This is a genomic window from Alkalidesulfovibrio alkalitolerans DSM 16529 (assembly GCF_000422245.1).
Classification (GTDB): Bacteria; Desulfobacterota; Desulfovibrionia; order Desulfovibrionales; family Desulfovibrionaceae; genus Alkalidesulfovibrio; species Alkalidesulfovibrio alkalitolerans.
Genome location: NZ_ATHI01000027.1, coordinates 37,566 through 62,553 on the forward strand (window position 1 = coordinate 37,566; position 24,988 = coordinate 62,553).

At 67.3% G+C, this 24,988-nt stretch carries 17 protein-coding genes and 1 pseudogene; 4 read left to right on the forward strand and 14 right to left on the reverse strand.

The window, feature by feature from the left end:
• Window positions 1-213: 213 nt before the first annotated feature.
• From DSAT_RS14895 to DSAT_RS14905, 8 genes are all read right to left on the reverse strand, one after another.
• Window positions 214-2,286, reverse strand: a complete 2,073-nt coding sequence (locus DSAT_RS14895; RefSeq protein ID WP_020887352.1) for a methyl-accepting chemotaxis protein — start codon at window positions 2,284-2,286, stop codon at window positions 214-216.
• A gap of 278 nt (window positions 2,287-2,564) precedes the next feature.
• Window positions 2,565-3,341, reverse strand: coding sequence for a ComFC family protein (locus DSAT_RS09805; RefSeq protein WP_020887353.1), 777 nt, complete (start codon window positions 3,339-3,341; stop codon window positions 2,565-2,567).
• Entirely contained in the window at window positions 3,338-3,955 is a 618-nt protein-coding gene (locus DSAT_RS09810) for a flavodoxin family protein (protein ID WP_020887354.1), read from the reverse strand. The genes DSAT_RS09805 and DSAT_RS09810 overlap by 4 nt, the downstream gene beginning before the upstream one ends.
• Entirely contained in the window at window positions 3,952-4,146 is a 195-nt protein-coding gene (locus DSAT_RS09815; RefSeq protein WP_020887355.1) for a hypothetical protein, read from the reverse strand. Before DSAT_RS09815 ends, DSAT_RS09810 begins: the two co-directional genes overlap by 4 nt.
• 44 nt (window positions 4,147-4,190) lie before the next feature.
• The gene (locus DSAT_RS14900; protein ID WP_020887356.1) at window positions 4,191-5,378 is read right to left on the reverse strand and encodes a glycosyltransferase family 2 protein; all 1,188 of its coding nucleotides are present in this window, start codon (window positions 5,376-5,378) and stop codon (window positions 4,191-4,193) included.
• Between the two features lie 21 nt (window positions 5,379-5,399).
• Window positions 5,400-6,026 (reverse strand): MBL fold metallo-hydrolase, encoded by a 627-nt coding sequence (locus tag DSAT_RS09825; protein WP_020887357.1) that lies wholly within the window; start codon window positions 6,024-6,026, stop codon window positions 5,400-5,402.
• A gap of 147 nt (window positions 6,027-6,173) precedes the next feature.
• Complete coding sequence (locus DSAT_RS09830; RefSeq protein ID WP_020887358.1) at window positions 6,174-6,707, reverse strand: nitroreductase family protein; 534 nt, start codon at window positions 6,705-6,707, stop codon at window positions 6,174-6,176.
• A gap of 72 nt (window positions 6,708-6,779) precedes the next feature.
• Window positions 6,780-7,100: a hypothetical protein gene (locus DSAT_RS14905; protein ID WP_020887359.1), complete on the reverse strand. Its 321-nt coding sequence runs from the start codon at window positions 7,098-7,100 to the stop codon at window positions 6,780-6,782.
• 221 nt (window positions 7,101-7,321) lie between these two features.
• Between DSAT_RS14905 and DSAT_RS09840 the strand changes: the two genes are divergently transcribed.
• Window positions 7,322-9,754, forward strand: coding sequence for a tetratricopeptide repeat protein (locus DSAT_RS09840; RefSeq protein WP_020887360.1), 2,433 nt, complete (start codon window positions 7,322-7,324; stop codon window positions 9,752-9,754).
• A gap of 148 nt (window positions 9,755-9,902) precedes the next feature.
• Here DSAT_RS09840 and DSAT_RS09845 read toward each other — a convergent pair whose 3' ends face one another.
• The 4 genes from DSAT_RS09845 to treZ are packed head-to-tail and all read right to left on the reverse strand — an operon-like array spanning window position 9,903 to window position 17,461.
• On the reverse strand, window positions 9,903-10,292 hold the full coding sequence (locus DSAT_RS09845; protein ID WP_020887361.1) for a Dickkopf N-terminal cysteine-rich domain-containing protein: 390 nt from the start codon (window positions 10,290-10,292) through the stop codon (window positions 9,903-9,905).
• Window positions 10,293-10,320: 28 nt separating this feature from the next.
• Entirely contained in the window at window positions 10,321-13,176 is a 2,856-nt protein-coding gene (gene treY / locus DSAT_RS09850) for a malto-oligosyltrehalose synthase (protein WP_020887362.1), read from the reverse strand.
• The gene (locus DSAT_RS09855) at window positions 13,173-15,614 is read right to left on the reverse strand and encodes a DUF3536 domain-containing protein (protein WP_020887363.1); all 2,442 of its coding nucleotides are present in this window, start codon (window positions 15,612-15,614) and stop codon (window positions 13,173-13,175) included. The genes treY and DSAT_RS09855 overlap by 4 nt, the downstream gene beginning before the upstream one ends.
• On the reverse strand, window positions 15,611-17,461 hold the full coding sequence (gene treZ, locus DSAT_RS09860; protein ID WP_020887364.1) for a malto-oligosyltrehalose trehalohydrolase: 1,851 nt from the start codon (window positions 17,459-17,461) through the stop codon (window positions 15,611-15,613). Before treZ ends, DSAT_RS09855 begins: the two co-directional genes overlap by 4 nt.
• 543 nt (window positions 17,462-18,004) lie before the next feature.
• On the opposite strand from treZ, the gene DSAT_RS14910 reads away from it, so the two are divergent.
• The 3 genes and pseudogenes from DSAT_RS14910 to DSAT_RS14915 all read left to right on the forward strand — a co-directional run bounded on the left by DSAT_RS14910 (window position 18,005) and on the right by DSAT_RS14915 (window position 22,464).
• The gene (locus tag DSAT_RS14910; protein ID WP_152490295.1) at window positions 18,005-21,742 is read left to right on the forward strand and encodes a two-component regulator propeller domain-containing protein; all 3,738 of its coding nucleotides are present in this window, start codon (window positions 18,005-18,007) and stop codon (window positions 21,740-21,742) included.
• A gap of 28 nt (window positions 21,743-21,770) precedes the next feature.
• Window positions 21,771-21,842 (forward strand): annotated as a pseudogene (locus DSAT_RS15940) (hypothetical protein); the annotation flags it as partial.
• Window positions 21,843-21,897: 55 nt separating this feature from the next.
• A complete protein-coding gene (locus tag DSAT_RS14915) occupies window positions 21,898-22,464 on the forward strand; it encodes a response regulator (RefSeq protein WP_020887366.1) in 567 nt (188 codons plus the stop codon).
• Window positions 22,465-22,509: 45 nt separating this feature from the next.
• On the opposite strand, the gene DSAT_RS14920 is transcribed toward DSAT_RS14915, so the two are convergent.
• A complete protein-coding gene (locus tag DSAT_RS14920) occupies window positions 22,510-24,048 on the reverse strand; it encodes a PAS domain-containing protein (RefSeq protein WP_020887367.1) in 1,539 nt (512 codons plus the stop codon).
• A gap of 86 nt (window positions 24,049-24,134) precedes the next feature.
• Complete coding sequence (locus DSAT_RS14925; RefSeq protein ID WP_020887368.1) at window positions 24,135-24,629, reverse strand: hypothetical protein; 495 nt, start codon at window positions 24,627-24,629, stop codon at window positions 24,135-24,137.
• Window positions 24,630-24,988: the final 359 nt, after the last annotated feature.

Consider the following 24,988-nt stretch of genomic DNA (forward strand, 5'->3'; position numbering starts at 1 on the left):
TGTCTGCAATATCAGCATGAGAACGGCGAAGCCCCCCGTGTCCGCGACATGGGGGGCTTTCTCATGTTGGTTATTTTGCTCTGTAGGCCGTTCAAAAAGCCGCAGATGCAAGGCGCAAGAAAGCGCCGCGCCCGACGCGTATCAAGACATACGCGAGGACGCGGCGCTTTCGAAGCAACGCCGCAGATGAAGCTTTTTCAACGGCCTGGGCGGCTACTCTGATTTCAGCTTGCCCACCATCTCGCGCAGTTCCGCGATCTGGGCGTTCAATTCGCCGATGGCCTGGGCGGTCTGGCCCATGCCCTGGCTCGTCTCCCCGGCAATCTGGTTGATCTCCTCGATGCCGCGCGTGATCTGCTCGCTCGCGGCGGACTGCTCCTCGCTCGCGGCCGCGATGGAGTGCACCTCGTCCGCGGCCGAGGCGACCAGTTCCACGATGCGGGCCAGGGAACGGCCCGACTCGTCCGCGAGGCCCGTGGCCTTGTCCACCGCGCCCGCAGCGTCGTCCATGCCCGCCATGTTCTGGCGCGAAACATCCTGAATGGCGCGGATGGCCTGGCCGACCTCCTTGGTGGCCTCCATGGTCTTCTCGGCGAGTTTTCGCACCTCGTCCGCGACCACGGCGAAGCCCCGGCCCGCGTCGCCGGCCCGCGCCGCCTCGATGGCCGCGTTGAGCGCCAGCAGGTTGGTCTGGTCCGCGATGTCGTCGATGACCCCGATGATGCGGCCGATGTCCTGGGCCTGGGAGGCCAGGGCGTCCATGTTGGCCTTGAGCCGCCCGGTATGGGTCTCCACCTCCTGGATGGCCTGCACCGCGCTTCGCACCACGTCCGCTCCGCCCTCGGCCTCGGCCCTGGCCTTGCCCGAGGTTTCGGCGGCCGAGGAGGCGCTCTTGGCCACTTCGAGGACCGTGGCGTTCATCTGCTCCATGGCCGTGGCCGTCTCGGCCACGCGCTCGCTTTGTCTAGCCGCTCCGGCCGCGCCCTGCTCGGCCTGGGCGGATATCTCCTCGCAAGCCGAGGCCACGCGCTCGCTGACTTCCTCAAGAAGTCCGGCCGCCTCGACGGTACGCGCCTGGGCCGCCTCGGCCCGGGTTCTGGCTTCGCCGGCCTCGCGCATGGCGCGGGTGGCCTCCTCGCTTTGCGCCCGGGCCTCGGCCTCGGCCTTTTTCGCCTCGGCCATGCGCGTCTGCAACTGCTCCACCATGTTGATCAGCGCGCGCTGCATGGCCGCGATTTCGTCCTTCCCTTTGGGTTCGAGGTCGATGTCGGTCCTGCCTTGGGCCACGTCCTCCGCGGCCTTGGCCGTGCGCGTCAGCGGCCCTACGATCCCGGCCGTGATGAGCACGGCGAAGAGCACGCCCACGACCGCTGCGGCCACGGAGACGACGGCCACGATCACGGCCCCGCGCCCGAGTTCCCCCTCCAGGGTCGAGCCGAGCGCGTCCTGCTCCTGCTGCACGGACTCGACGAGGCCCTGGGCGACGGCCGCGATCTCGTCCCCGGCCGGGTCGAGCAGATCCTCGACCAGGGCGTTTCGCCGCACGATGGCCTGCGACGCCTCCCGGAAGGCCTCTGCGAAATGCGAGAGGCTCTGGCGCACCGCGTCGATTTCTCCGGACCTTCCCCGGACGGCCAGCATGCTGTCGATGCTGTCCAGGGCGCTTTCGAGCATGGCCAGATCGCCCTCGGCCATGTCGGACGCGGAGGACGAGCCGGTATCCAGGTGACGAAAGACGTTGCCCCGGGCGCTCAGAAGGCGGCGCAGGGCGTTTGAGGCGGCATAGGTCATGTCCAGGTCGTCGTCGTTGCGCCCGCCGCGCATGAGCGAGAACAGGGCGCGCTCCATGGCCGTGCCTTCGGGCTCGATGACTAGGGCGAGAAGTCTTTCCACCGTGCGTGTGTATTCCCCGGCTTCGTTGAAATGTGCCCGGAAGTCGGCGAAGACCCGCGCCACCGTGTCGATCATGGCGGCACGCTCGGGAGAGGGATTTTGTTCTCGTGCCCGCTCCAAGGCTTCAAGGAACTCCCCTGCCTCTTCCTCGAATTTGACTTTGTCGGTCTCGGCCCCGCTGACCAGGAAGTCCTTGACCACCAGCCGGGTGTGCAAAAGCTCGCTGTCGAAATCCGACGCGGCGTTGGCACCGAGCGTGAGGTCGCGGTATGCGGCGAAGCCCTCGCTCGCGTCCGTGGCGACCACGTAGGAGCGGACCGCCACGACCGCCAACAAGGCGAGGACGACTGCGAAGCCGCCCGCTATTCGTTTACCGACGGAAAGATGTCCCATTGCTCCCTCCTGAATGCCGTGAAAATCCCCCTCCATATCTGCAGGGTGCACGATAGGGTTAGGAAACAATGGGGGCAACAATTTTTTCCTTGCGGAATTAGCATGTTGCAGAATGTTTTCAAAATTGTCGGAGATACAAAGGTCGTTGTTGGCCAAAACCCGGCGCAGGCAAAAGAACGTGCGGTGTGACAGGGCGCGGCGCGAATCTTTTTCCACAGGAAACGTGGTTTTGAACAACCCGGATACGGGCAGGTCTGCGCGGCCAGCGAAAGGGGCGGCTACCGGGAGACAGGTTCCGCGCGCATGTCGGGCTCGGCGGTGCGCGCCAGGACAGCCACGTCCACGGTCGCGGCGCCCGCGGCGAGCAGCGCGGCCGTGCATTCGACCAGGGTCGCGCCCGTGGTGCTCACGTCGTCCACGAGCAGCACGCGCCTGCCCGCGACCTGCCTGGGATCGGCGGCGAACGCGCCCTTGAGGTTCAAAAGCCGCTCGGCCCGTTCGAGCCGCGCCTGGGGCACGGTGTCGCGCAGGCGCGACAAGGCCGTGGCCGCAAGTCCGATCCCGGTCCGCCCGGCCAGGCCGCGCGCAAGCTCCAGGCTTTGGTTAAAGCCGCGCTCGCGCAGGCGTCTTTCGTGCAGTGGCACGGGAACCACGACGTCGGGCACGGGCGGTCCTAGGCGCGCGAAGGCCGCGTGCAGCATGGCGCACAGCAGGTTTTGGCGCGAGAGCGCGGCCGCGAACTTGAAGCTCAGGATGCACTCGTCCAGGGGCGGGGCGTAGGCCGCGAAAAACGTCAGCCGCTCGTAGGGGGGCGGCGAGCGCAGGCAGGCCGCGCACAGGTGCGGCGCGGCCGTCTCGTCGGCGAAGATCGCGCCGCAGCGCGGACAATACCCGCCCGTTCGCAGGCGCAGCTCGCGGGCGCACTCGGGGCACAAGGGAAGCTCGCCCGGAATCTTCGTGGCCAAAGCGCCGCAGCACTGGCAGCGCGTCTCGCTTGCGCCGAAAGCTTCGGCCACCCGCGCCATCAGCGTGTCGATGGCCGAGCGCGGATTCACGGCTTGGCCGAAAGGGCCTGCCAGGCGGCCGCGCCCCTGGCCCGCAATCCGTCGAGCCCGGCCGGGCTCGTGGCCAGGTCGTGCGGGCCGTCGAAGCCTCGCAGCTCGGCCGCCGGGGCCAGGCGCACGTTGAAGGTCAAAAAGAAATACTTAAGCGTCAGGAGGGTGCCCTCGAAGAGCCGCTCACCCTCGGCCCGGCCCGAAACGAGCAGGGGATGGGCCGTGCGTCGCGGCAAGGCGCGCATGAGCGGATCGCCAGCTTCCCAGCGCAGATACCACGGCTGGCTGCGGTCGATGAAGGCCTTGGCGTGGGCGGGCAGGTGGTAAAAGAAGACCGGCGCGGCAAAGGCGAAGAGCGGCGCGCGCAGAAGCGTTTCATACAACTCCACCACGGCCTGGGCGTCGGGCAGCACGCAGCGTCCTCCCAGGTCCGGACGGCAGCCGTAGCAGCCCCGGCAGGGCATGAGATCGTGCCCGCGCAGCAAGATGACGCGGGCCTGGCCGCCTGCCTCGCGCACGCCCTGGGCAAAGGCCTGGGCGGCCGCGTCGGAGTTGCCGCCCTTGCGCGGGCTGCCCGCGAAGACAACGGCTTCGCCTGATATGGACGGATTCACGGCGTCTCCTTCTCCGGCCGCGAGCGGGTAAAGCGGAAGAGCACGGCCTCGCCGCGATCCTCGGCCTCCATGCGAAAGCCGCAGTCCAGCGCAAAGCTCGCCCGCACCTGCGACGCGGCCTTCTGCGAGACCAGCGCCTCCAGTATCTCCTGGCGTCCGAGACGGAGGTACCAACTTACCTCCAGGCCCACGCCTCAGCACTTGGCCGTCAGGTCGATGAACACCTTGGGTGCGTTCATCCCGTTCCTCCCGTGGTCGTCGGCCGCGTTGCCGCTTCGGGCGCGTCGGCCATGGTCCGCAATCGCTTAAAGGCCCGGGCCTCCAACTCGCGCAACCGCCGCCTAGCCATGTGCGAAAGCGGGTTCAAAAACGCCTTCACGCGACGGCGCAAGAGATGCAACGTACTCTTTTTGTCCACCTCGGGCGCGTGCGCCCTGCGTTCGCTCCAGGCGCGAAGCTCGGCCAGGACGCGCTCCCTGTCGCGGGCGATGAGCGCCTCGGCCAGGGGGACGAACTCCGGCTCGGCCGAAAGCTCCGGAGCCAGGTATTCGGCCGTGAACCAGCGCGGATCGAGCCCCTCGAATATCTCCAGGCTGATGTCTGCGGTGCGCTGTACCCAGTGCTCTCCGGCCGCGGCGATGCGCGGCATCATCTTCTTGATGTTTCGGAAATAGTTCTCGGTCAAGTATTTGATGAGCGGCTTGATGCGCCCGGCCTGAAGCAGGATGCGCCGGGCGTGGACGAAGTGGCCGATGTCGTGCTCCACCTCGATGTCCACACGTGAGCCCATGCCCTTGTGGTCCTGCCGGAAGTAGTAGAACAGGTGCGGGCTTTGCGAAAAACGCCGCACCTGGCACAGGGCCGAGAACATGAAGCAGACGTCCTCGCCGCGCGCAAGCGGGATGTGGACCATCTCGCGCTCGCGCAAAAAGGCCGTGCGGAACATCCAGCGCCAGCAGACCTTGCTCTTCCAGTAGCGGGGCTCGTCAAAGGTCAGCCCCGAGTCCGGGGGGTGGTGAAAATAGCGCCGCGCGTTGAAGGTCAGTTCGGAGAAGACCACGGCGTTGCCGCAGACCATGTCCACCCCGTCGCGGTCGGCCGTGGCGATCATCTCCCTGGCGGCATGGCGGTCCAGAAAATCGTCCGCGTCGAGCCAGATCAGATATTCGCCGCGCGCATGCGCAAGGCCCGCCGCGCGCGCCTTGGCCGCGCCCGCATTCTCCTGGCGCACGAGCCGCACCCGTTCGTCGCGGGCCGCGTAATGGGCCGCGATGCGCGCGGTGTCGTCCGTGGAGCCGTCGTCCACGACCACGGCCTCGATCTCGGGCAGACTCTGCCAGAGGCAGGATTCAAGGGCCACGGGCAGCCATTTCGCGGCGTTGTAGGCCGCGATGGTTACGGTCAGGCGGGGTGTGCGGCTCATGGGCAGGCGGCGTTTGCGGGGTTAGAGATGCATGTTCCGGAAGTACGGATTGTGCAGTTTTTCCGCGCCCACCGTGGTGTCGAGCATGTGCCCGGCATAGATGACCGTGTTCTCGGGCAGGGAGAATATCTTCTCGCGCACCGAGTCGAGCAGGGTCTGCATGTCGCCGCCGGGAAAGTCCGTGCGGCCGATGCTGCGGTAGAAGATCAGGTCGCCAGCGAAGACGCACCCGGCGTCCGGGAACCAGTAGGAGACGCTGCCCGGCGTGTGGCCCGGCGTGGCCAACACGTGGCAGGGCTGGCCGATGAACTCGTACACGCCCTCGGTCACGGGCTGCCAGTCGAAGTCGTCGACCAGGGGAAAGCCCATGAAACCGCCCCGGCCGAGCTCGGATTCGAGCAGATAGGCATCGCCCGCCGGAGCCAGCACGGGCGCTCCCGTGGCCTTGGCCAGGGCCGCCGCGCCGTAGATGTGATCGAAGTGCATGTGGGTGATCAGGATGTGCGAAAGCTCGAGCCCCTGGGATTCCAAGAACTCCACGACCTCGGCCGGATCGCCGCCGGGGTCCACGGCCAGGGCTTGGCTTCCGTTGTCGCCGACGTGGCAGTTGGTCTCCAGCGGTCCCAGGGCGAAGGTGGTCACGCGCATGTTGGCTCCTTCATGGACCGTCCCCAAAGCGCCAGCCGTGCGGCTGCGAAAAGCTCCGCGCCTGGAGCACGCATGGGCGCATTCCAGGGACGGGTCTTTCTCGCGCCGTGCGCGCGGCGATTGGGAAGCGGTCGGTTCATCAAAATTCTACGTCAACGGTCGGATGGGTTCGAGCAGCAGCGATTCGAGGGGGAGACGTTCGGACGAGCCCTTCTTGGCCGGGTGGCCGCAGGCGATCACGGCCATCATCTCGTAAGCCTCGGGGTTCACGCCTATGGCCGCGACCACATCAGGCTCCTGGTTGATGATCTCGCCCAGCCAAACCGCGCCCAGCCCGAGCGCGTGTGCGGCCAGAAGCATGTTCTGGATGCAGGCGCCCGCGCCCTGATAATCCTTGCGCGCGTTGTACATCTTGCCGCGCTCCAAAAAGACGCAGATCAGCGCGGCCGCGCCGCGCACGATGTGGGCGTACTTGGTGTGCAAAGCCAGGGTCTCCTGGCGCGCGTCCCCGGCCCGCACGACCAGAAAGCGCCAGGGCTGGTTGTTCAGGCCGCTTGGGGCCCAGCGGCCCGCTTCGAGGATCGCGCCCAGCGCGGCGTCGTCAACGGGCTCGTCGGTAAAGGAGCGGATGCTGCGCCGCTCGCGCAAGGCCGTCAGGATGATCTTCGCGTCGTTCGTCATGTCCGGCTACATAACGCAAGCCCTCCCGGATTGCCACTGTAGGGCGGGGCGTGAAAAATTCCGTGATGGCCGTCATCTCGATGTCGCTGCGGCGGGCGAGGACGGGCGCGCGGGACGAAGCCGAGACCCGAGGGCGAAGAGCGCTCCGGCCAGGGTCAGGCAGGAAAGGCCGGGCAGCGGGTGCGCGATGGCCAGGGGCAGGCCGAGCCCGGCCAGAAGCAGCGGCACGGCGCGGGTTGCCGCCTCGGCCGGGCTCATGCGGGGCGCGAGGCAGCCGAGGCTCTCGGCATTCTCTCCGGTTTCGGACGCGGCGAACCGTTCGGGGCGGCCGAGAGCGACCTCACAGATCACAAGCGTGAGCGCCACGGCGGCGACAAGCAGAGTTGCAAGCATGATGGTATCCTCCTGCCAGGGATAAAGCACGACCCGTGCCAGATCGTAGTGCGCTGTAATTAAAGGCTTTTTGTATTCGGTGCATAAAGAGGTCGTACAATTGTGAAGCATTCGCGGAAAAAGGCTACATTTGTGTACCATGCGGGCATATGCCGTCGGCGGCAGATTGTGCGGGGGTGGACGCTTGCCGCGAGCGGGGTGTGGCGGTACTAACACAGGCCATGACGAACACCGCCCCGCAATCGCCCGCCCAATCGTCGTTCACAGGCGCGCGGCTGACCCGCCGCGATCTGATCCGCCACGAAGCGCGCGTGCGCGAGATGCTGGCGGATTTCCTGCACTTCGGCTCCTCGGCCCTGTTCTTTCCGGACGCGGCCAAAGCCGTCCTGCCCGACATGCCGGGCGCGGACGGGTTGCCCGTGCACCTCTCCAAGGAGCGCCGCCTGCTCCTGCCCCTGGTGCAGGACGGCGCGGTGCTGGCCGTGTTCGTGGCCAAGGGCGTGCGCATCCGCGCGCCCAAGGGCACGCTGGCGCTTTTGCCCGCTGCCGCGCGGCTCGTGCTGCGCTCCCTGTCGCTTTTGAAGGAGCGCGAGCTCGACCCCCTGACCGGACTGTTGCACGGCCACGTCTTCGAGCAGGCCCTGGCGCGCGAGATCGAGGCCGCGCAAAGCTGCCTCTCGCCCGCCGCCTCGGGCTGCGTCGATCCGGGGCTTGCGGCCTCCACGGGCCGCCTGGGCGTGGTGCTGCTCGATCTGGACCACTACACCGCGCACCTTTCGCGCCTGGGCCAGGACACGGCCGACAGGCTGCTTGCGGCCGTGGCCGTGGCGCTTCGCGCCGTGTGCCCGGAGCAGGTGGCGGCTGCGCGGCTTGGCGACGACCGCTTCGCGTTCCTGTGGCCCGGCGCGTCGGCCAAGGACTGCCAGGGTTTGGCCGAGGATCTGCGCGCGGCCACGGCGCGGCTTCGGCCCAAGGGGCTGCCCGAGCCGGTTTCGCTTACGGCCTGCGCGGGCTATGCGCTTTTTCCCCAGGACTTGAGCGGTCCCCAGACCGTGCTGCCGCCGCGCGACATGGCCCGTGTCCTGGCGGGCAAGGCGCGGCGCGCCGTGTCCACTGCCAAGGAGCTCGGCCGCGACCGCGCGCTGGCCTTCTCGCGCATCGTGGAGGAAGGCGGTCGGGTGCTGGAGGCGCTGCCCTTGTCGCGCTTCAGCATGAACCTGGGGCGCGAGGTGGACATCCGCGAGGGCTTGCGCTTCCTGGTCTGGTCGCCGCGCTTCGACGAGGCGCGGGGGCTGACGACCACGGACGGCCGCCGCCTCATCGCGGAGTACCCCACCATGTACAAGGGCGAGGCCGTGGTCATCGAGGTCCAGGACGACCTAGCCTTCGCCGAGGTGCTGCACTTGGCCGACGCGGCCTGGCCCATCGAGGCGGGCGACCGTCTGACCCTGCTCGACGAGCACGCCCCGCCGCCCGAGGGCGCGGCCGACGGCGCAGGCCAGCGCGACATGCTCACGGGTCTTTACGGCTACCGAGACTTTCTGGCCTTCGTGGCTGCCGAGCGCGGCCGGTTCGAGCGTTTCGCCGTGGTCCTGGCCCGGCTGACCGGGCAGGGAGGCCGTTCGGTGGCGGCCTCGCGCAAGCAGGCGGACGCACTGTTGCGCAAGTTTGCGGCCATGGCCGCCAAGGCGCTCGGCGAGAGCGCCACGGGCGGGCGCTACAGTCTGGATTCCCTGGCCTGGTTCGTGCCGGATCGCGATCCGGGGGAGCTTCGCGCGGCCTTTGCCGAATTGGCCGGGGCGGCGCGCGAGCGGCTGGAGGTGGAGCTTGCCGTGGGCATCGCGCCCTGGCCGTTCCTCGCCTTTTCGCGCGCCGACGCCCTGGACAACGCCCGCAAGGCGCTCGACCACGCCCTGCTTCTGCCCGCGCCGCAGGTGGCTCTCTTCGATTCCGTGTCCCTGAACATCGCGGCCGACCGGCTCTTCACCCAGGGCGACACCTACGCGGCCATCGAGGAATACAAACTCTCGCTTTTGGCCGACGAGGACAACACCCTCTCGCGCAACTCGCTGGCCGTGTGCCTGGCGCGGCTCGGCCGCCTGGAGCAGGCCCTGCCGCTGTTCCGGCAGGTCTTCGCCACGGACCCCGGCGACATCTCGGCCATCTACAACTACGGCACCACCTGCCTGCGCCTCTCCGACCCCAAGGAGGCGGAGAGGGCCTTCAGGCGCTGCCTGAAGATCGAACCGGAGCACGTCTTCAGCCTGATCCGGCTGGGGCAGATCGCCGAGAGCCAGGGCAAGGCGGCCAAGGCGCGCGGCCACTACGCCAAGGCGGCGGCCGCGCCCGGCGGCGAAGGGCTGGCCAGCCGCCATCTGGCCCGGCTGGCCCTGGCCGGGGGCAGGCTCGACGAGGCGCGCGAGCTGTTGCACCGCGCCATCACCCACAACCCCCAGGACGCCCACTCCATCCACCTCATGGCCCGCGTCTACCTGGACCAGGGCCAGGATCCGGAGATCGCGGTCTCGCTGGCCGGACAGGCGGCCGCGCTCAAGCCCCGCAGGAGCTTTCACGAGCTGCACGCCGAGGCGCTGGAGGCCGCGGGCCGCGCGGCCGACGCCGAGGCCGTCCGCCGCCTGGCCCTGAGCACGTAAAAGGGCGTTTTAAGCGTTCTCTCGCAGGCCGGTCAAAAGCGTCGGATGCAAGGCGCAAGAAAAATTCAAGGCCAACGCGTATGTGAAATACGCGTCGGCCTTGAATTTTTCACGGAAACACAGCAGAGGGCGTATCTGGAACGGCCTGCTAGGGGCAGTCCACCTGACAGTAGAACTCGCCCATGATCTCGCAGCAGGCCGCCTCGTCGCCGCAGTAGTACTCCATCTCCGGATCGCAGGGCTTGCCGATGAGGGACGGCGGCCGCGCCCGGTCGGGCACGCAGATCAGGTGCATGGGATCGCAGTAGGCCGCCTGGCCGCACTGCTCGTGCGACTCGCACGGGACACGGGACTTGGGGAACGGCAGGCACGTGCCGCGCATGTCCGTGACCGAGCAGTACTCGCCGTAGGGACAGTCGTGCGAGCCCAGGCAGGGCAGGTTGGAGGGGCCGGGCGCGGCGGACGCGGACCGGGCAAGGGCCGAGACGGCCACGATCGCCAGAACCACAAGCAGCGGCAACATGAGGGCGTGGCGCATGCGCTGAACACCTCGCGGAGGCGGCCGTTCAGGAAGTCGTCCGATCGGGCTCGCCAGTCAACAGGGACACGGGGAAGTCGGAAAGCGCGTCACGGACGAAAACGATCCGCCCGCGCGGCAGCCGTTTGTCCGTAAAGGCGTTGATCATGAGCGGGGGCGGGCCGTCAAGAGATTCCTCGGGCAGGACGAGTCTGGTCTCACCCCAGCGCGCGCCCAAGGGATAGTCGCCTCCGAAGAGCGGCGCGGCGCGCACGGGCAAAATCGCCAGCGCCAGGGCCGGTCCCAGGCGGCGCGCAAAGGCGAAGACGCACGCCGCGCCCGGACCCTCCACGGCCACGGGTTCGTATGAGCCCTCCGCGAACAGCGCGGTCTGGGAGCGACGAAGCGAGAGCCCCCTCCACAAAGCGAAGAGTTTGACCCGGCCGTCCTCGGGCGTGGCCAAAAGCTCGCGCACGAGCCGCTCGGGGTTGTCCGCGAAGGCGGCCTCCATGTGCGCGAGCAGGGATTCGCGCGCCGCGAAATCCACGGGTCGCCGGTTGTCCGGGTCCACGAAAGAAAAGTCCCACAGCTCCGTGCCCTGGTAGATGTCGGGGATGCCCGGCGCGGCGATCTTGAGCAGCGTCTGGCAGAGCGAAGCCGTGACGCCCGGCCGCGTCAGGGTCGCGAGCAGCGCCTGGCAGGCCTTGGCGAAGGCGTTTTTGCCCGGCCTGAAAAGCCGCCGGGCCGTTTCGAGCGCGGTCTTCTCATACTCCTCGTCGGGCCTGAGCCAGCCGGTGTTCTCCTTGCCCTCGCGCAACGCCTTGACTAGAAAGGCTTCCAGCCGTTCGCGGAAGCGGTCCTTTCCCGCCCCACCGAACGGCAGCGCGGCGAGCGCGGCCTGGGCAATCATGTATTCGTCGTTGCGTGTCGGGATGTCCTGCGCCGCGTCCTGGGTGACGTCCTGGGCGGCGTCCGGATCGCCAGGCGGGCCGTTTGCGGCCTGGGCCTTCCTGCGGCTTTTGGCCAGGGCGCGGGTCAGGGCGCGCAGAAGCTCCCGCCATTCGCCCGGGAATTGCGAGAGCGCGGCCAGCCGGGCGCGGGCGTCCTCGCCGCGCTTGGTGTCGTGGGTCGCGGTGGCGTTCATGGCCTTGGGCCAGTCGCGGGCGCGCTCGGCCAGAATGGCGTGGGCCTCGTCCAGAGGCAGGCCGAAACGGCCGGGCTCGCCACCGACCTCGTTCAGACAGATGAGCCGGTTGTGCACGTAAAAGGCAGTGTCTTCCAGGCCTTTGGCCATGAGAGGGCCGGTCATCTGCTGGAAACGCATGGCGATGTGCAGCCACTGGCCGCGCTCCTCCTGGCCCAGGCGCTCGGGGAAGTCGAGGAGCAGAAAGCGCTCCAGGAAGTCGAATTCCGAGGCGAGCAGCGGCGAGGCCTTGCGGCTTTGACGTACGGCCTCGCGGATGTAGCCGAGGTCAGCGGGGCGAAAGGAGTCACGCGAAAGATAGGTGCGGTAGACCGGAAAGGCGGTGAGCAGTTCGGCGATGGCCTGGCGCAGCGCGGGCAGGGTGATGTCGAAGGCGTGGCGGTCGCGGCTGGCCACGTTTTTCACCAGGCGGGCCAAGTTGTCCACGTCGCCCGAGAGATGGGTTGCGATGATGCCGCGCTTCTTTTCCGCCACAATGCGGGCCAGTGGCGGCCGACGTCCCGCGTAGCCTACGTAGGCGCGGCCGAAGGCGCGCGCGTTGGAGGGCTCCACCAGGAGGCTCGTGACCGTGTTCAGAAACTCGTAGCCCGTGGCGCCCTGCACGGGCCAGAACGCGGGCAGCGGCTCGTTTCCGATGAGGATTTTCTCCACCGTCAGGTAGATATCGCCCGCCTTGTCGCGCAGGCGGCGCAGATAGGCCGAGGGATCGTACAGGCCGTCCACATGGTCCACGCGCAGGCCGTCGAAGTCGCCCGAGGCCACACGTTCGAGGATCATGCGGTGGCTGTGGTCGAAGACCGCCTCGTTCTCCACGCGCAGCGAAATGAGGTCGTTGATGGAAAAGAAGCGGCGGTAATTGATCTCCTCGCCCGCGACCTTCCAGTAGGAGAGGCGGAAACGCTGCCTGGCCAGGATGTCGTCGAGCAGATCGCGCGAGGCCTCGTCGTTGGCCTCGCGCAGCACGGCGTCCATGTGGCCGCGCACGGCCTCGCTCTGGGCGTACAGTTCGTGCAGCATTCGCTTGATGAAGGATATCTGGTCGTAGCGCTCCTCCAACGATTCGGCCGGGAGGTTCTTGATGGCGTAAAGCACGCCCGTGAATTTCAAGAAGTCGGGGTCGTCGCGACCCAGACGCGCGCGAAGCGCGCCGAGCCCCCGCGTGAGCAGCAACGGGTAGGTGTCCAGGGCCAGGGGCAGGCGCAGGGAGTAGTAGCGCGCGAAGAAGCCGTCTTCGTCGAAACCGAGGCTGATTTCACCCTTCTCCAGGGTGCGGCCGTAGAGATCGCCCAGGAACGGGGCCAGCATACGGCCCTTGAGCCCTTCCAGGGGATGGTCCCAGTCGATGTCGAAAAAGGGGTGGAAGCGCGAGGCTTCGCCGTTCTCCAGCAGGTCCACGAGCGTGCGGTTTTCGCCCGCCACGGCCATGTGGTTGGGCACGATGTCCTGTATCCAGTACAACCCCATGTCGCGCGCGGCCGCGCGCAGTTTGGCGAACTCCTCCTCGCCGCCCAGTTCCGGGTTCAGCCGCTGGTGGTCGCAGACGTCGTAGCCGTGTTCCGAGCCCGGCCTGGCCGCGAAGATGGGCGAGGCGTAGACATGGCTTATGCCCAGGCGCTTCAGATAGGGTAGCGCGACCAGGGCCTGGGCGAAGCCGAAGCCGGGATGGAACTGCAGGCGGTAGGTGGCCAGGGGCGTGTTCATGCCGTCCTCATGCCGAGCAATCGCCCCAGGTCGTCGAAGGCCTCGCACCAGGCCGTAGCGGTCTCGTCGCCCTGCGCGGCCTTGTCGCCCATCTCGGGGCGAAGCCCCTGATTGAGGTCGAACCAGACGTTTTGCGCCCGCCACTGCAACAGGCCCAGCGAAAGACGCGAGAGGTGCTCCCTGGCCTCGCGCAACTTGGCGAGGTGCTCCATGTCCAGGGGATCGGCCGCGAACTTCTCGACCTTGCGCGCCAGCCAGCCTGCGGCCAGAAGGCCGAGCTTCTCGCCACTGAGGTCCACGTCGCGGCGCTGGGCCTCGTCCAGAAGCTCCCCGAGTCGTCGCACGTCGATCTCCCTGCTCCGGAAGAGGCGCTTGAGGTCCGTCCTGATGACGAAGCGCGCGGCCTCGGCCATGTGGCGCGGCGGGGGGATGGAAAGCCAACCGAGGAAGTTCAGGAGCGGCACGTTGTCCTCGTGCATACGGCGCAGGACCGTCTCGGCAGAGGCGTAAGAGGGTTTGAGCATGGCGCGCACCACCTCGCGCTGACCGTCGCGAAAGAGGTCGCGCACGGAATAGCCGTGGCCCTCGAAGTGGCCGTCCAGGCGGCGGATGGATTCGGCCAGGTCGCCACGCTCGAAGGTTTCGGCGAGTTCGGAACGCATAGCGAGGAAGTCTTTGTCGCCGACGAGCGGGGCTACGCCACAGGCCAGATTGTGGTCGCCCGCGTGCAACACGGCGAACTGCACTTCGGTCTCTTCGCGCGTGGCAAGGGCGGTCATCCTGGCCGTGCCGGTGCAAAGGCTGGAGCGTCCGGCTGTGCGCCTGTCCACTTTCTCCGCACGCACGGCATAGGCCCCCAGGCGGTGCTCCTCCCCGGCCAGGCCGAAGGTCGCGGCCATGGCGTAGTGCGCGGCCACGCGCGGCAGGTTCACGCGGGCGGGCTTGGCGTACTCGTCGTAGGCCCTGGCCCCGTTCTCAAGGACATTTGAGGGCGCGCCACGCAGGATTTCCCGGAATTCGGGTTCGAGGTCCTGGCCGGTCAGATCCTGGGCGAGTTGCATGGCCCTGGCCGCGTACTGCATGACCTGCACGGTCTCGATGCCCGAGACCTCGTCGAAGAACCAGGCGCAGCTCGTGAAGATGAGCTGACCGAAGCGGGCCATCTCCAAGAGCTTGAGCGCCCGGACGACCTCGTGCGCGGCCAGGGGACGGCGCGCGTGTTCGGCCAAAAAGCGGTCCACGTTTTCGGGCGCGTGGTCCTCGATGATTTCGATCATGGCCTCGCGAGCCGCGAATGGATCTTTGAAGAGCGCGCCGCCCTCCTTTTCGAGGATGGAGTCAAGCCGCTCGCCCAACCGGGTCACGGCCTCGCGCAGGGGCGCGCGCCACTTCTGGTGCCAGTGCGGTTTCATGCCCGAGTTGCAGCCGCAGTCCGCGCGCCAGCGCTCCACGCCGTGGATGCAGCTCCAGGACGAGTTCTCGAAGATTTCCACCTCCATGGTCGGCGGGTGGCGCTCCAGGTACTCCCCGTAGTTGGTCAGGGACACGTCCGGGTCGCGCTCGATGACGGACAGGGCGTAGGCCAGGGCCATCTCGCCCTGGGAATGGTGGTGGCCGTAGGATTCGCCGTCCGTGGCGATGTGCGAGAGCTGCGGCCAGTCGCGGCCGTTTGCGCCCGGCTCGGTGAAGGCGGACATGAGGCGATCGGCCAGGGCCTCACCACTCTTGAGGAGCCCGGCGAAGGCCAGATCCTGGGAGATGGGGCCGTCGTAGAAGAACAGGGCGATGGTGCGGCCCGAGGGCAGGCGCTGCACGTAGGGCGTGGTGGGGTCCACGCGACCGTCCGAGACGTCGCGCCATTCCTCCTCACCCAGGCGGCGCACGCGCGCGGCCTGGCGCGGGGCCAGGATGGTGAAGGCGAGCCCGGCCTCGGCCAGAAGATCGAGAGTCAAAAGGTCCACGGCCGTCTCGGGCAGCCATATGCCCTCGGCCTCGCGGCCGAAGCGACGGCGAAAGTCCTCCAGGCCCCAGGCGAGCTGCACGCGGCGCTCGCGCTCCGTGGCCAGGGGCATTATCATGTGGTTGTAGATTTGAGCCAGGGCGGAACCGTGGCCGGAGAACAACCGGCGTGAGATGTGGTCGGCATGCACGATGGCCTCGTGGATCGAGGGCCGTTTGCGCTCCAGCCAGGCGAGCAGCGTGGGACCGAAGTTGAAGCTGATGCGCGCGTAGTTGTTAACGATGTTTTCGATCAATCCCTCGCCGTCGAGGATGCGGGCGTGGGCGTTGGGCGCGTAGCATTCGGCCGTGATGCGTTCGTTCCAGTCGTGGTAGGGCTGGGCCGAGTCCTGCACCTCCACCTCGTCGAGCCAGGGGTTCTCGCGCGGCGGCTGATAGAAATGGCCATGGACGCAGACGTAGCGAGGCAGGTCGCTCATAAGCCCTCCAAGTGGGTTTCGCGAACCAGGACCAGGGCGCGCGGACCAGGGATGCGCGCGCGCCGCGCGGGGGGGGCGGCAAAGGCCCTGCCCGGTCCGCCAAAGGCGTCGTCGCCCGTGTCCAGGACCAGGGAGAAATTCCCGGCCGGAAGCAGGGCGGAAAAATCAAGGCTCGTCTTCGGGGCGAAGAGGAACAGGCACACGGCCTCGCGGCCGCCGCCCGTGCGGTTCATGACCACGGCGCCCTGCTCCTTGCCGCCGGAAAGCAGCGCGCGGGCCGACACCGAGACGCGCGTGCGCGTGGCGAATGGCTCCTCCCGGCGCAGCGCCAAAAGCGCGCGGTAGCAGGCCAGGACCCCGGCGTGAGGCGCTTTTTCGCGCGCCTGCCAGTCGAGCGTACAGGCCGCGAAAGTGGCTTCGTCCTGGGGATCGGGCGGCTCGCCCTTCCAGCCGAAGGATTTGAATTCTTTGCGCCTGCCCGCGCGCACGGCCTTTATCAGGCCGGGATCGCCGTGGCTGGTGAAATAGGAGAAAGGTTCGGCCGCGGCCCACTCCTCGCCCATGAAGAGCAGCGGCGTAAAGGGCGAGAGCAAAACGCACGCGGCCGCCGTCTTCACGGCTTCAATGTTCGTCAGGTGCGAGATGCGCTCGCCGCGCATGCGGTTGCCCACCTGGTCGTGGTTCTGCAGGGCCACCACGTGGGCCTCGCAGGGCACGCCGTCGGGCGGTTGGCCGTGGGCCGCGCGGCGAAAGCGCGAATACTCGCCCCGGTAGGCAAAGCCGTGTTCGAGGGCCAGGGCCACGTGCTCGGCCCGGCCGTAGTCCGTGTAGTAGCCGCGCTTCTCGCGGGTCGTCAGGGCGTGCAGGGCGTGGTGCAGGTCGTCGCTCCACACGCCGTGGCAGCCCAGGCCGCCCACGGCGAGCGGCCTGACCAGGCGCGGGTCGTTGCGGTCGGACTCGGCGATCAGGCGCAGCGGCCTGCCCAGGCGCTCGGCCTCGTCTTTCACTGCCAGGGAAAGCTCGGACAGGATGTGGCGCACGGATTCGTCGTGGATGGTCTGCACCGCGTCCAGGCGCAGGCCGTCCACGTGGTAGCGCCTGATCCAGTGCAGGGCGTTTGCGACGACGAAATCGCGCACCGGCCCGCTGTTTGGGCCGTCGTAGTTCACCGCCTCGCCCCAGGGGGTGTGGTGTTCGGCCGTGAAGTAAGGCCCGAACTCGCGCAGGTAGTTTCCCTCCGGCCCCAGGTGGTTGTAGACCACGTCCAGGATCACGGCCATTCCCAGGCCGTGGGCCGCGTCCACGAAACACTTGAAGCCCTCGGGACCGCCGTAGGCCGCGTGCACGGCATAGGGCGCCACGCCGTCGTATCCCCAGTTGCGCGCCCCCGGAAAGGCGGCCACGGGCATGACTTCCAGGACCGTGACGCCGAGTTCGGCCAGAAGCGGTAGCTTGGCGATGGCCCCTGCAAAGGTGCCCTCGGGTGAGAACGTGCCTACATGCAACTCGTAGATCACCCATTCGGCCAGGGCGGGCGGGCGGAAGGCCGCATCATTCCAGCGAAAGGCCGTATGATCGACCACGGCCGAGGGTCCGTGCACGCCATCCGGTTGCAGATGCGAGGTCGGATCGGGCCGGAGCGGCCCATGGTCGAGGGAATAGGCGTAGCGAAGTCCGGGCACCACATCCTCGACTGCGGCGTGCCACACGCCTTGGCCGTGGTGTTCCATGGGCAGACGGGCCTCCTTGGGGCCGGGCAGGACGAGGTCGAGCCGTTTCGCCTTCGGTGCCCAGCAGGTGAAGGAGCAACTGCCCTTCTTGTATTCGTGTCCGGCGCAAAGACGCATGATAGGCTCCTTTGGGATTTACCATGGAGACTACATGAAAAGCGGTGGTTTTTTCCACCCCCGCGCGCCTCGAAAGCGTCATCCAGTTCATTTTGGCGGGGCCTTGAGGCGTCGCCTGCGTGCAACATACTTTCGGCGTTGATTTTTTTGTGCCCGAACGTGTTTTTTTAGGAAATTGTGGAGCGGTGCGTGCGCAGAGCCAGCAGACACCACTCCCGGCGCGCATCTGCTGGATGCGGGAAAACGTGTTTCCGAGACCGTAGCGAAACAGTAATGCATTGTCGTCATTAAGTTTTTGCGTTACGAGAAAGGCCGTCGGCGCGAGTTCGGGAGAGTGCGCACGCGGGGAGCCTCTGCAAGCCGCCATCTCAGGGCGTTGCGCGGCGTAATTGAAACGCTTAGAGAAGTTGACTGTTTTCGAGGCGAGCGTGGCTTGGCAACGGGGGGTTGGGAGCTATCGTGCTGCAGTCTTTCTTTTTTTCTGGCGGGCAAGGTCGCCTGCCATGGGGCTTCGGTGGACGCCGTGGCGCCGTGCGGCCAGCGGTGCGCATACTGCTGGCGATCGTCCTCGTTCTGGCCGCGCCCGCCTTCGCCGCGGCCCAGGCCGAGCTTCGGCCCCGCTTCCAGCACGTGGGCGTGGACGACGGTCTGTCCATATCCTCGGTTCTCTGCGCGGTTCAAGACGCCCAGGGGTTCTTGTGGTTCGGCACCTACGACGGGCTGAACCGCCACGACGGCCTGGAATTCGTGGTCCATCGCGCCGATCCCGAAAATCCGAAAAGTCTTTCCGACAGCAACATCCGGTCGCTATTGGCCGATCCCGACAACACCCTGTGGGTGGGCACCAAGTCCGGCGGCCTGAACCGCCTGGGGCCGGATCGTTCCGGCTTCACGGCCTTCCGCCATGATCCAAACGACCCGTCGAGCCTGCCCAGCGACGAGGTGCGTGCCATTTTGCGCGACGCCTCAGGCGCGCTCTGGGTGGGCACGGCCCAAGGGCTGGCCCGTTTCGACGAGTCGAGCGGGACGTTCAGCCGCTTCACGGGCATGACCCTGGAGGGCTTGGGGCTGGCGGGAGTGCCGGTCCTCTCCCTGGCCGAGGACGAAACCGGCGTGCTGTGGATCGGTTCGACAATCGGGCTCTTCAAGCTCGATGCCACGCGTACCGATCTTCGTACCTTTGCCGGCGCCTGTCTGCCGCAGGCTCCTGTCCTCTCGCTGCTGGCCGAGGCTCCGGGACGAATCGTGGCAGGTTACGAGGAGGCGGGGCTCGCGCTGATCGACGTCGAATTCGGCACCTGTCGCCGGTATCTGGGCACGACGAGCGTGCAGGCTCTCATGCGCTCGGCCAGGGGATACCTGCACGCCGGGACGTCCTCGGGCCTGGCCACTATGCGGCCGGGCCGCGACCATTTCCAGATCGTGCGCAACAACCGCTACGACCCCCAGAGCCTGGTCCACGACGACGTGCACTGCCTCATGCAGGATGCTGGCGGCGTGATCTGGGTGGGCACCTACGCGGGCGGTCTCTCCAAGCTCAACCCGGCCTACCAGGCCTTCGGGCTCTTGCGCAACGAGCCCTGGAATCCGAACAGCCTTTCGGGGGAACTCGTCAGCGCCGTGTTCCTGGGCCGCGACGGCGTGCTCTGGGTAGGCACGAGCTACGACGGCTTGAACATGGTCAACCGCCAGACCGGGGAAGTGACTGTCTTTCGCAACAATCCGCGCGATCCCAAGAGCCTGTCCTTCGACCGGGTGAGTTGCCTGCACGAGGATCGCAAGGGGCGCTTGTGGGTGGGCACGGTGGACCGGGGTCTGAATCTTTTCGAACGCGAAACACAGACTTTCCGCCGTTTCGGCCACGATCCCGACGACCCTGAAACCCTGAGCCAGGACAAGATATGGTGGATCCACGAAGATCGCGAAGGCTTCTTGTGGATCGGCACCAGCCGTGGCGGCCTGAACCGCTTCGATCCCGAGACAGGACGCGTCGTGCGCTACCGGCACGATCCGGCCGACCCGTCGAGTCTGCCCCACGACCGCGTGCGCCACATCATGCAGACGCGCGACGGGACCATGTGGATCGGCACCAACGCGGGGCTCAGCCGCTTTGATCCGGCCACGGGCAAATTTCAGACCTGGGGGCACGATCCGGGCGATCCCGCGAGTCTTTCCAACCCCCGCGCCACGCCCATCGTCGAAGACGGCCTGGGCAGGCTTTGGGTGGGCACGGACGACGGCCTGAACCTCTTCGATCCCGCCACCGGGCGCTTCACCCAATTCACTGCCGAGAACAGCGGACTGGCCGACGACGCGGTGCAGGGCATGCTCCTGGACGGGACGGGCAACCTGTGGCTGTCCACCTATCGGGGCCTGAGCCACCTGAACACCGTGACCTTCGAGATCCGCAATTTCTCGGCCCGCGACGGCCTGCAAGGGCCCGAGTTCTGGATGAACGCCGCGCACAAGGGCTTTAACGGCGAGATGTTCTTCGGCGGGCAAAAGGGCCTGACGTACTTCTTTCCCGAGAACATCACACCCAACGCTCACCTGGCCAAGCCGGTGCTGACCGGCCTCACGGTCATGGGGCGGGATCGTCCTCTGGCCGAGGACATCTCCGTGGCGGAACACCTGGACCTGACCTACGACGACAGGGTTGTCACCTTCCGTTTCGGGGCGCTCGACTTCGCCGACCCGCGCCGTAACCAGTGCGCCTACATGCTCGAAGGCTTTGACGAGGATTTCGTTCTCGCCCGGCAAGGGCGCTACGCCACCTACACCAACCTCGATCCGGGTCGCTACGTCTTCAGAGTCAGGGCGGCCAACAACAACGTCTGGAGCCCCGAGGAGCGTCGCCTGGTGGTCGTCGTGGCCCCGCCATTCTGGCGCACATGGTGGTTCATGTCCCTGGTCACGGCGCTTTTGGCCCTCTCGATCTACGCCGCCCACCGCCAGCGCGCGGCCGGACTCGTGCGCCGCCGCCGCGAGTTGGAAGAGACGGTGCAGGCCCAGACCGCCTCGCTGCGGGCCGAGATCGAGGAGCGCGCCCTGGCCGAGAAACGGCTCAGGCAAAGCCGCGACAGCTTTACCAAGATATTCGAGCACACCCCTTTGGGCGTGACCATCAGCGACATGGCCACCGGCACCATCCTGCAGGCCAACCCGGCCATCTTCGAACTGTTCCGGGCGCGGCCCGAGGAGGTGCTCGGCCGGACCTCCACGGAACTCGGCGTCTGGCCAAGCGCGAGCGAGCGCGAGAACTTCGTCCGCGACGTGGCCGAGCGCGGCGTGGTCCTGAACCGCGAAGTGACCCTGCGGGTGAACGAGAGGCCGCTCGACTGCCTGCTTTCGGCCGCGTCCATCGAGGCCTTCGGCCGCAAGTGCATCCTGACCATCGTCACCGACATCACCGTGCGCAAGCGGCTGGAGGCCGAACTGCACGAGGCGCGAAAGCGCGCCGAGGACGCCAACCGGGCCAAGAGCGAGTTCCTGGCCAACATGAGCCACGAGCTTCGCACGCCCGTGGCGGGCATCATCGGCGTCACCCGCATCCTCTTCGAGCAGGCCGCGGACGGCCCCACACGAGACGGGCTGAGGCTCATCCGCGAATCGAGCGACATGCTGCTCGAAATCATCAACGACGTTTTGGACCTCTCCAAGATCGAGGCCGGCAGGCTGGACATGGAGTCCATCCCCTTCAATCCCCGCGAGGCCATGCGCTCCGCGCTTTCCCTGGCGCAGATCATGGCAGGGCAAAAGGGGCTCTCCTTCGAGGTGGAGATGGCGGACGACCTGCCGAGAGCCGTGCGCGGCGATCCTGTGCGGCTGCGGCAGGTGTTGAACAACCTCTTGTCCAACGCGGTCAAATTCACCGAGAAGGGAGAGGTGCGCGTCGTTGTCTCGGCCACGGGCCAGGACGATGGCGCGGCACGGATCGCGTTTTCCGTGCGCGACACGGGCATCGGCATCCCCGAGGAAAAGCTGGGGGCCATCTTCGAGAGCTTCACCCAGGCCGACGGCTCGACCACCAGGCGCTACGGCGGCTCGGGCCTGGGGCTGGCCATCAGTCGGCACCTGGCGACGTTGATGGGCGGCGACATCGCCGTGCAAAGCCGCGTGGGCGAGGGCAGCGTCTTCACGGCCGAGTTGCCGTTCCCGCTGGCCGACGCGGCCGAACTGCCGTCCGAGGAGCCCGGCGAAGCTGCCGACGGCCCGGCTGTCTCTGCGCGTCCGCTCTCTGTTCTCGTCGTGGAGGACCACGCCGAACCGTATTCTCCTTAAACATTTGCTGGCCCGAAAGGGGCACAAAGTGGTATTGGCGGAGAGTGGACAGGCCGCGCTTTCCGCGCTGGTCCCCGGGCTGTTTGATGTGGTGGTGCTGGACGGCCAGATGCCCGGCATGGACGGCATCGAGACGGCGCGGCGCATCCGCGCCCTTGCCCGATCCCGGGCTTTCGCGACTGCCCCTGGTGGGCCTCACGGCGCACGCCCTGCCCGAATACCGCGAGCGGTTCATGCAGGCGGGCATCGACGCGTTCTTCGTCAAGCCGCCCGATCCGGAAGCGTTCCTGGCCACGCTGCAAAGGCTTGCAAGGCGCGAAAAGGCGGTTCAGACCGAGGAGGGAGCAGCATTGTCCAGAAAATTGGAGGCAACCGGTTCGCTTGGACTCGGGACCATCCGCGAATATGCGGGCGACGACCCCGAGACCATGGTGAGGTTGTGCGATGCGTTCATCAAGGCGCTGCCCCAGTATGCGGAACAGCTCGACGCGGCCGCCGAGAAGCTCGATCTGTCCGAGATCAGGGGCATCATCCACAAGCTCAGGACGTCGCTCGTCATCTTCGGCGCGTCGGAGGCGCTGGCCCTGGCCGAGGCCCTGAACGAGACGGCCAAGTCGGGAGACACGCGGGCCGGGGCGGATCAGGCGCACGAACTGGCGAAACGTCTGACAGCGCTGCTTGACGATGTGAAGATTCTCAGGGACGGAGCACGAGCCGACTGAACGCGGGTTCGCTCCGAAGTGGCGAGGCCATGAAAGTGACGGCCTTCAGGGGGCCAGGGGCAGGCGGATGACCACGGACGTACCGCCGTGCCGACTTTCGGCCGTGATCTCGCCGCCGTGCGCGCGGGCCACGAGCCGGGCCGCGTAGGCCCCAAGCCCCGTGCCGCCGGCCTTGCCCCAGGTCGCGTATTTTTCGAAGAAGCGGGGCCGGATGGCCAACGGGATGACTCCCTTGTTGCGCACCTCGATGCGGACCTGCCCGTTGTCCTGCCCAATTTCAACCTGGACGGGCGCGCCCTTGGGCGAGGCCTGCACCGCGTTCAGCAAGATGTTCTCGAACATCGACCCGAGCAGCACGGGCTCGCCGAGCACTTCAAGGGGCGCGACGTCCGGGCAGGACTCGTCGAGGAGCAGGCGCACCCCGTTTGCCGCCTCCCATGTCCGGGCCCGCTCCATCCCTCGTCGCGTCAGATTGCGCAGATCCACGCGGAGCGCCTCCGAAAGGCCGCACCCAGTCTCCAGCCGTTCGAGCTTCAATGTGGCATCAATCAGTGCCAGCCCGGCCCGGCCGGACTGCTCCAGGTCGCGCACCAACTCCATCTGTTCAGGCGAGAGCCCTCCCATGTCGCGCAGCAGCGTGGCCATCTCCACGGCCTGACACAAGGGGCGGCGCACGTCGTGGCGCATGATGCGCTCCACCCTCTCGCGGAGCGCCTCGGCCCGCCGCTTCTCGGTCACGTCCACGCCCACCTCCCAAATGCTCCAGCCCAGGATGGGCGTCGTCGCGGAGACGTTGCTCCAGGAGATGATCCGGGTCGATCCGTCGGCGCAGGCGATTTCGGCCTCCATGTTCAGATAGTTTCCAGAGCGGTGCGCGGCGCGGATCACGTCCTCGCGGACGCGCGCGTCAGGGTGGAGCATTCTGGCGGCATCGGGGTTGCCCACGATCTGCTCGGCGCTCCAGCCGGTGACCCGTTCGGCCTCTTTGTTCCAGTATATGTAGTTCAGGTTCTCGTCGTGGGCGTGAACGAGCACGGGCATGTTGTCCACCAAGAGCCGCAGCCGTTCTTCGCTCTGGCGCAGTTCCTCCTTTGCCAACGCCAGTTGCGAGACGTCCGTGGCCACGTGCACCACGGCCGAAACCCGGCCCCCCGCGTCGGTGACCGGGTTGCTGGTGAGCCGCCAGGTCCGGCCGTCGGGAGTGCGCATCTCGCTTTCCCGGGTGTGGCCGGTGCGTATCGCCTCGCGGGCGGGGCAGCCGGGGCAGGAGGTTTCGCGCTCGTGCAGCACGTCGTGGCAGAAACGGCCCACGGCCTTCTCGCACGACTGGCCGGAATAGAATTCGAGGGAGGGGCTGGCCCAGGCGATGCGCAGATCCGGGGTCAGGCAGAAGACCACCACGTTGCGCATGTTGGAGAGGATGAGCGAGGTCAGGCGGTCGAGGTCGCCCGGCAGAGGAGCGGGGCCCGAGCGTGCCGTGTCGCGATCGCGTACCGTGGGGCGGTATCGCGCGGCTCGTCGCCCCGGGAGACGGCGCGGACGCTTGACTCCCTTGGTTTTCCTGAACTTTCCGTGCAGGGGCATGGCCTGCCATATACCCGGAGCCGGGTATCGAGGGCAACAGGGCGAGGCAGCTTGCCATCAAACAATAATCGGCAACATGAAAACACTTATAAATAAAGAGTATTGGAGGCCTTGCGGCGTTGCCGCGCCACAAGGAGCACTCCCAGGCGCGTCAGGGCCAGGGCGCACAGGCAGGCGTCGAGGACGAACACCGGGGTCAGCTTGGGGGAGAGATAGAACGCGGTCCAGTGGGCGAACTCCCTGTCGAGCAGGTACTCCCCGCTGGGCATGCCGTACAGCGGCCACCAGAAGGTCATGGCCGTGGGAAAGTCCGTGATCAGGTGCAGCACCCAAAGGGCAAGCGCCAGGGCGGCCTGACGCCCGGGCAGGAGACCGAAGCGCCAGACGAGGAGGAGCAGCAGCGCGACCCCCGCGAGAGAGAAAAAGCTGTGGCCGACTCCCCGGTCCGTGAGGTCGAAGGCGATGGCCAGAGGCTTGTCGAGCAGATCCGGACCGAAGGAGGCGGCGAAGAGCAGCCACCACGGCGCGCCGGTGTTCAGGTCGCGGGCGAGGACGGCCAGCGCGCCGTGACCGAGGATCATGCGCGGCCTCCGGAGGGCACGGCCGTTTGGCGGACTTCGGCGGACCGCCATACGCGCGCCGCCCGTCGCTTCGCCGCCCGCCGCCCTGGCGCGGGGAGTATAGGCGCGGCCTGCTGAAACGCGCGGCAGGAAGCATGGCGAAGGGCGTTCATCCTGCCCTTCTACGTCAACCCGCGAAGCGCGTAAAGCGACGCTGCGTTTATCAGCAACCTGAAAGTTGAAAATTTGTCCTTTACAAACCCGGACGGATGGATAACTGTTCCCGTGCTCAGCGTGATGAGGATACGAGCCCTCGCCTCCGTCCGTCTTTTCTCCATATGCGGACGCACGGCGCTCCACCCCCGCCGGATATCTCCGGT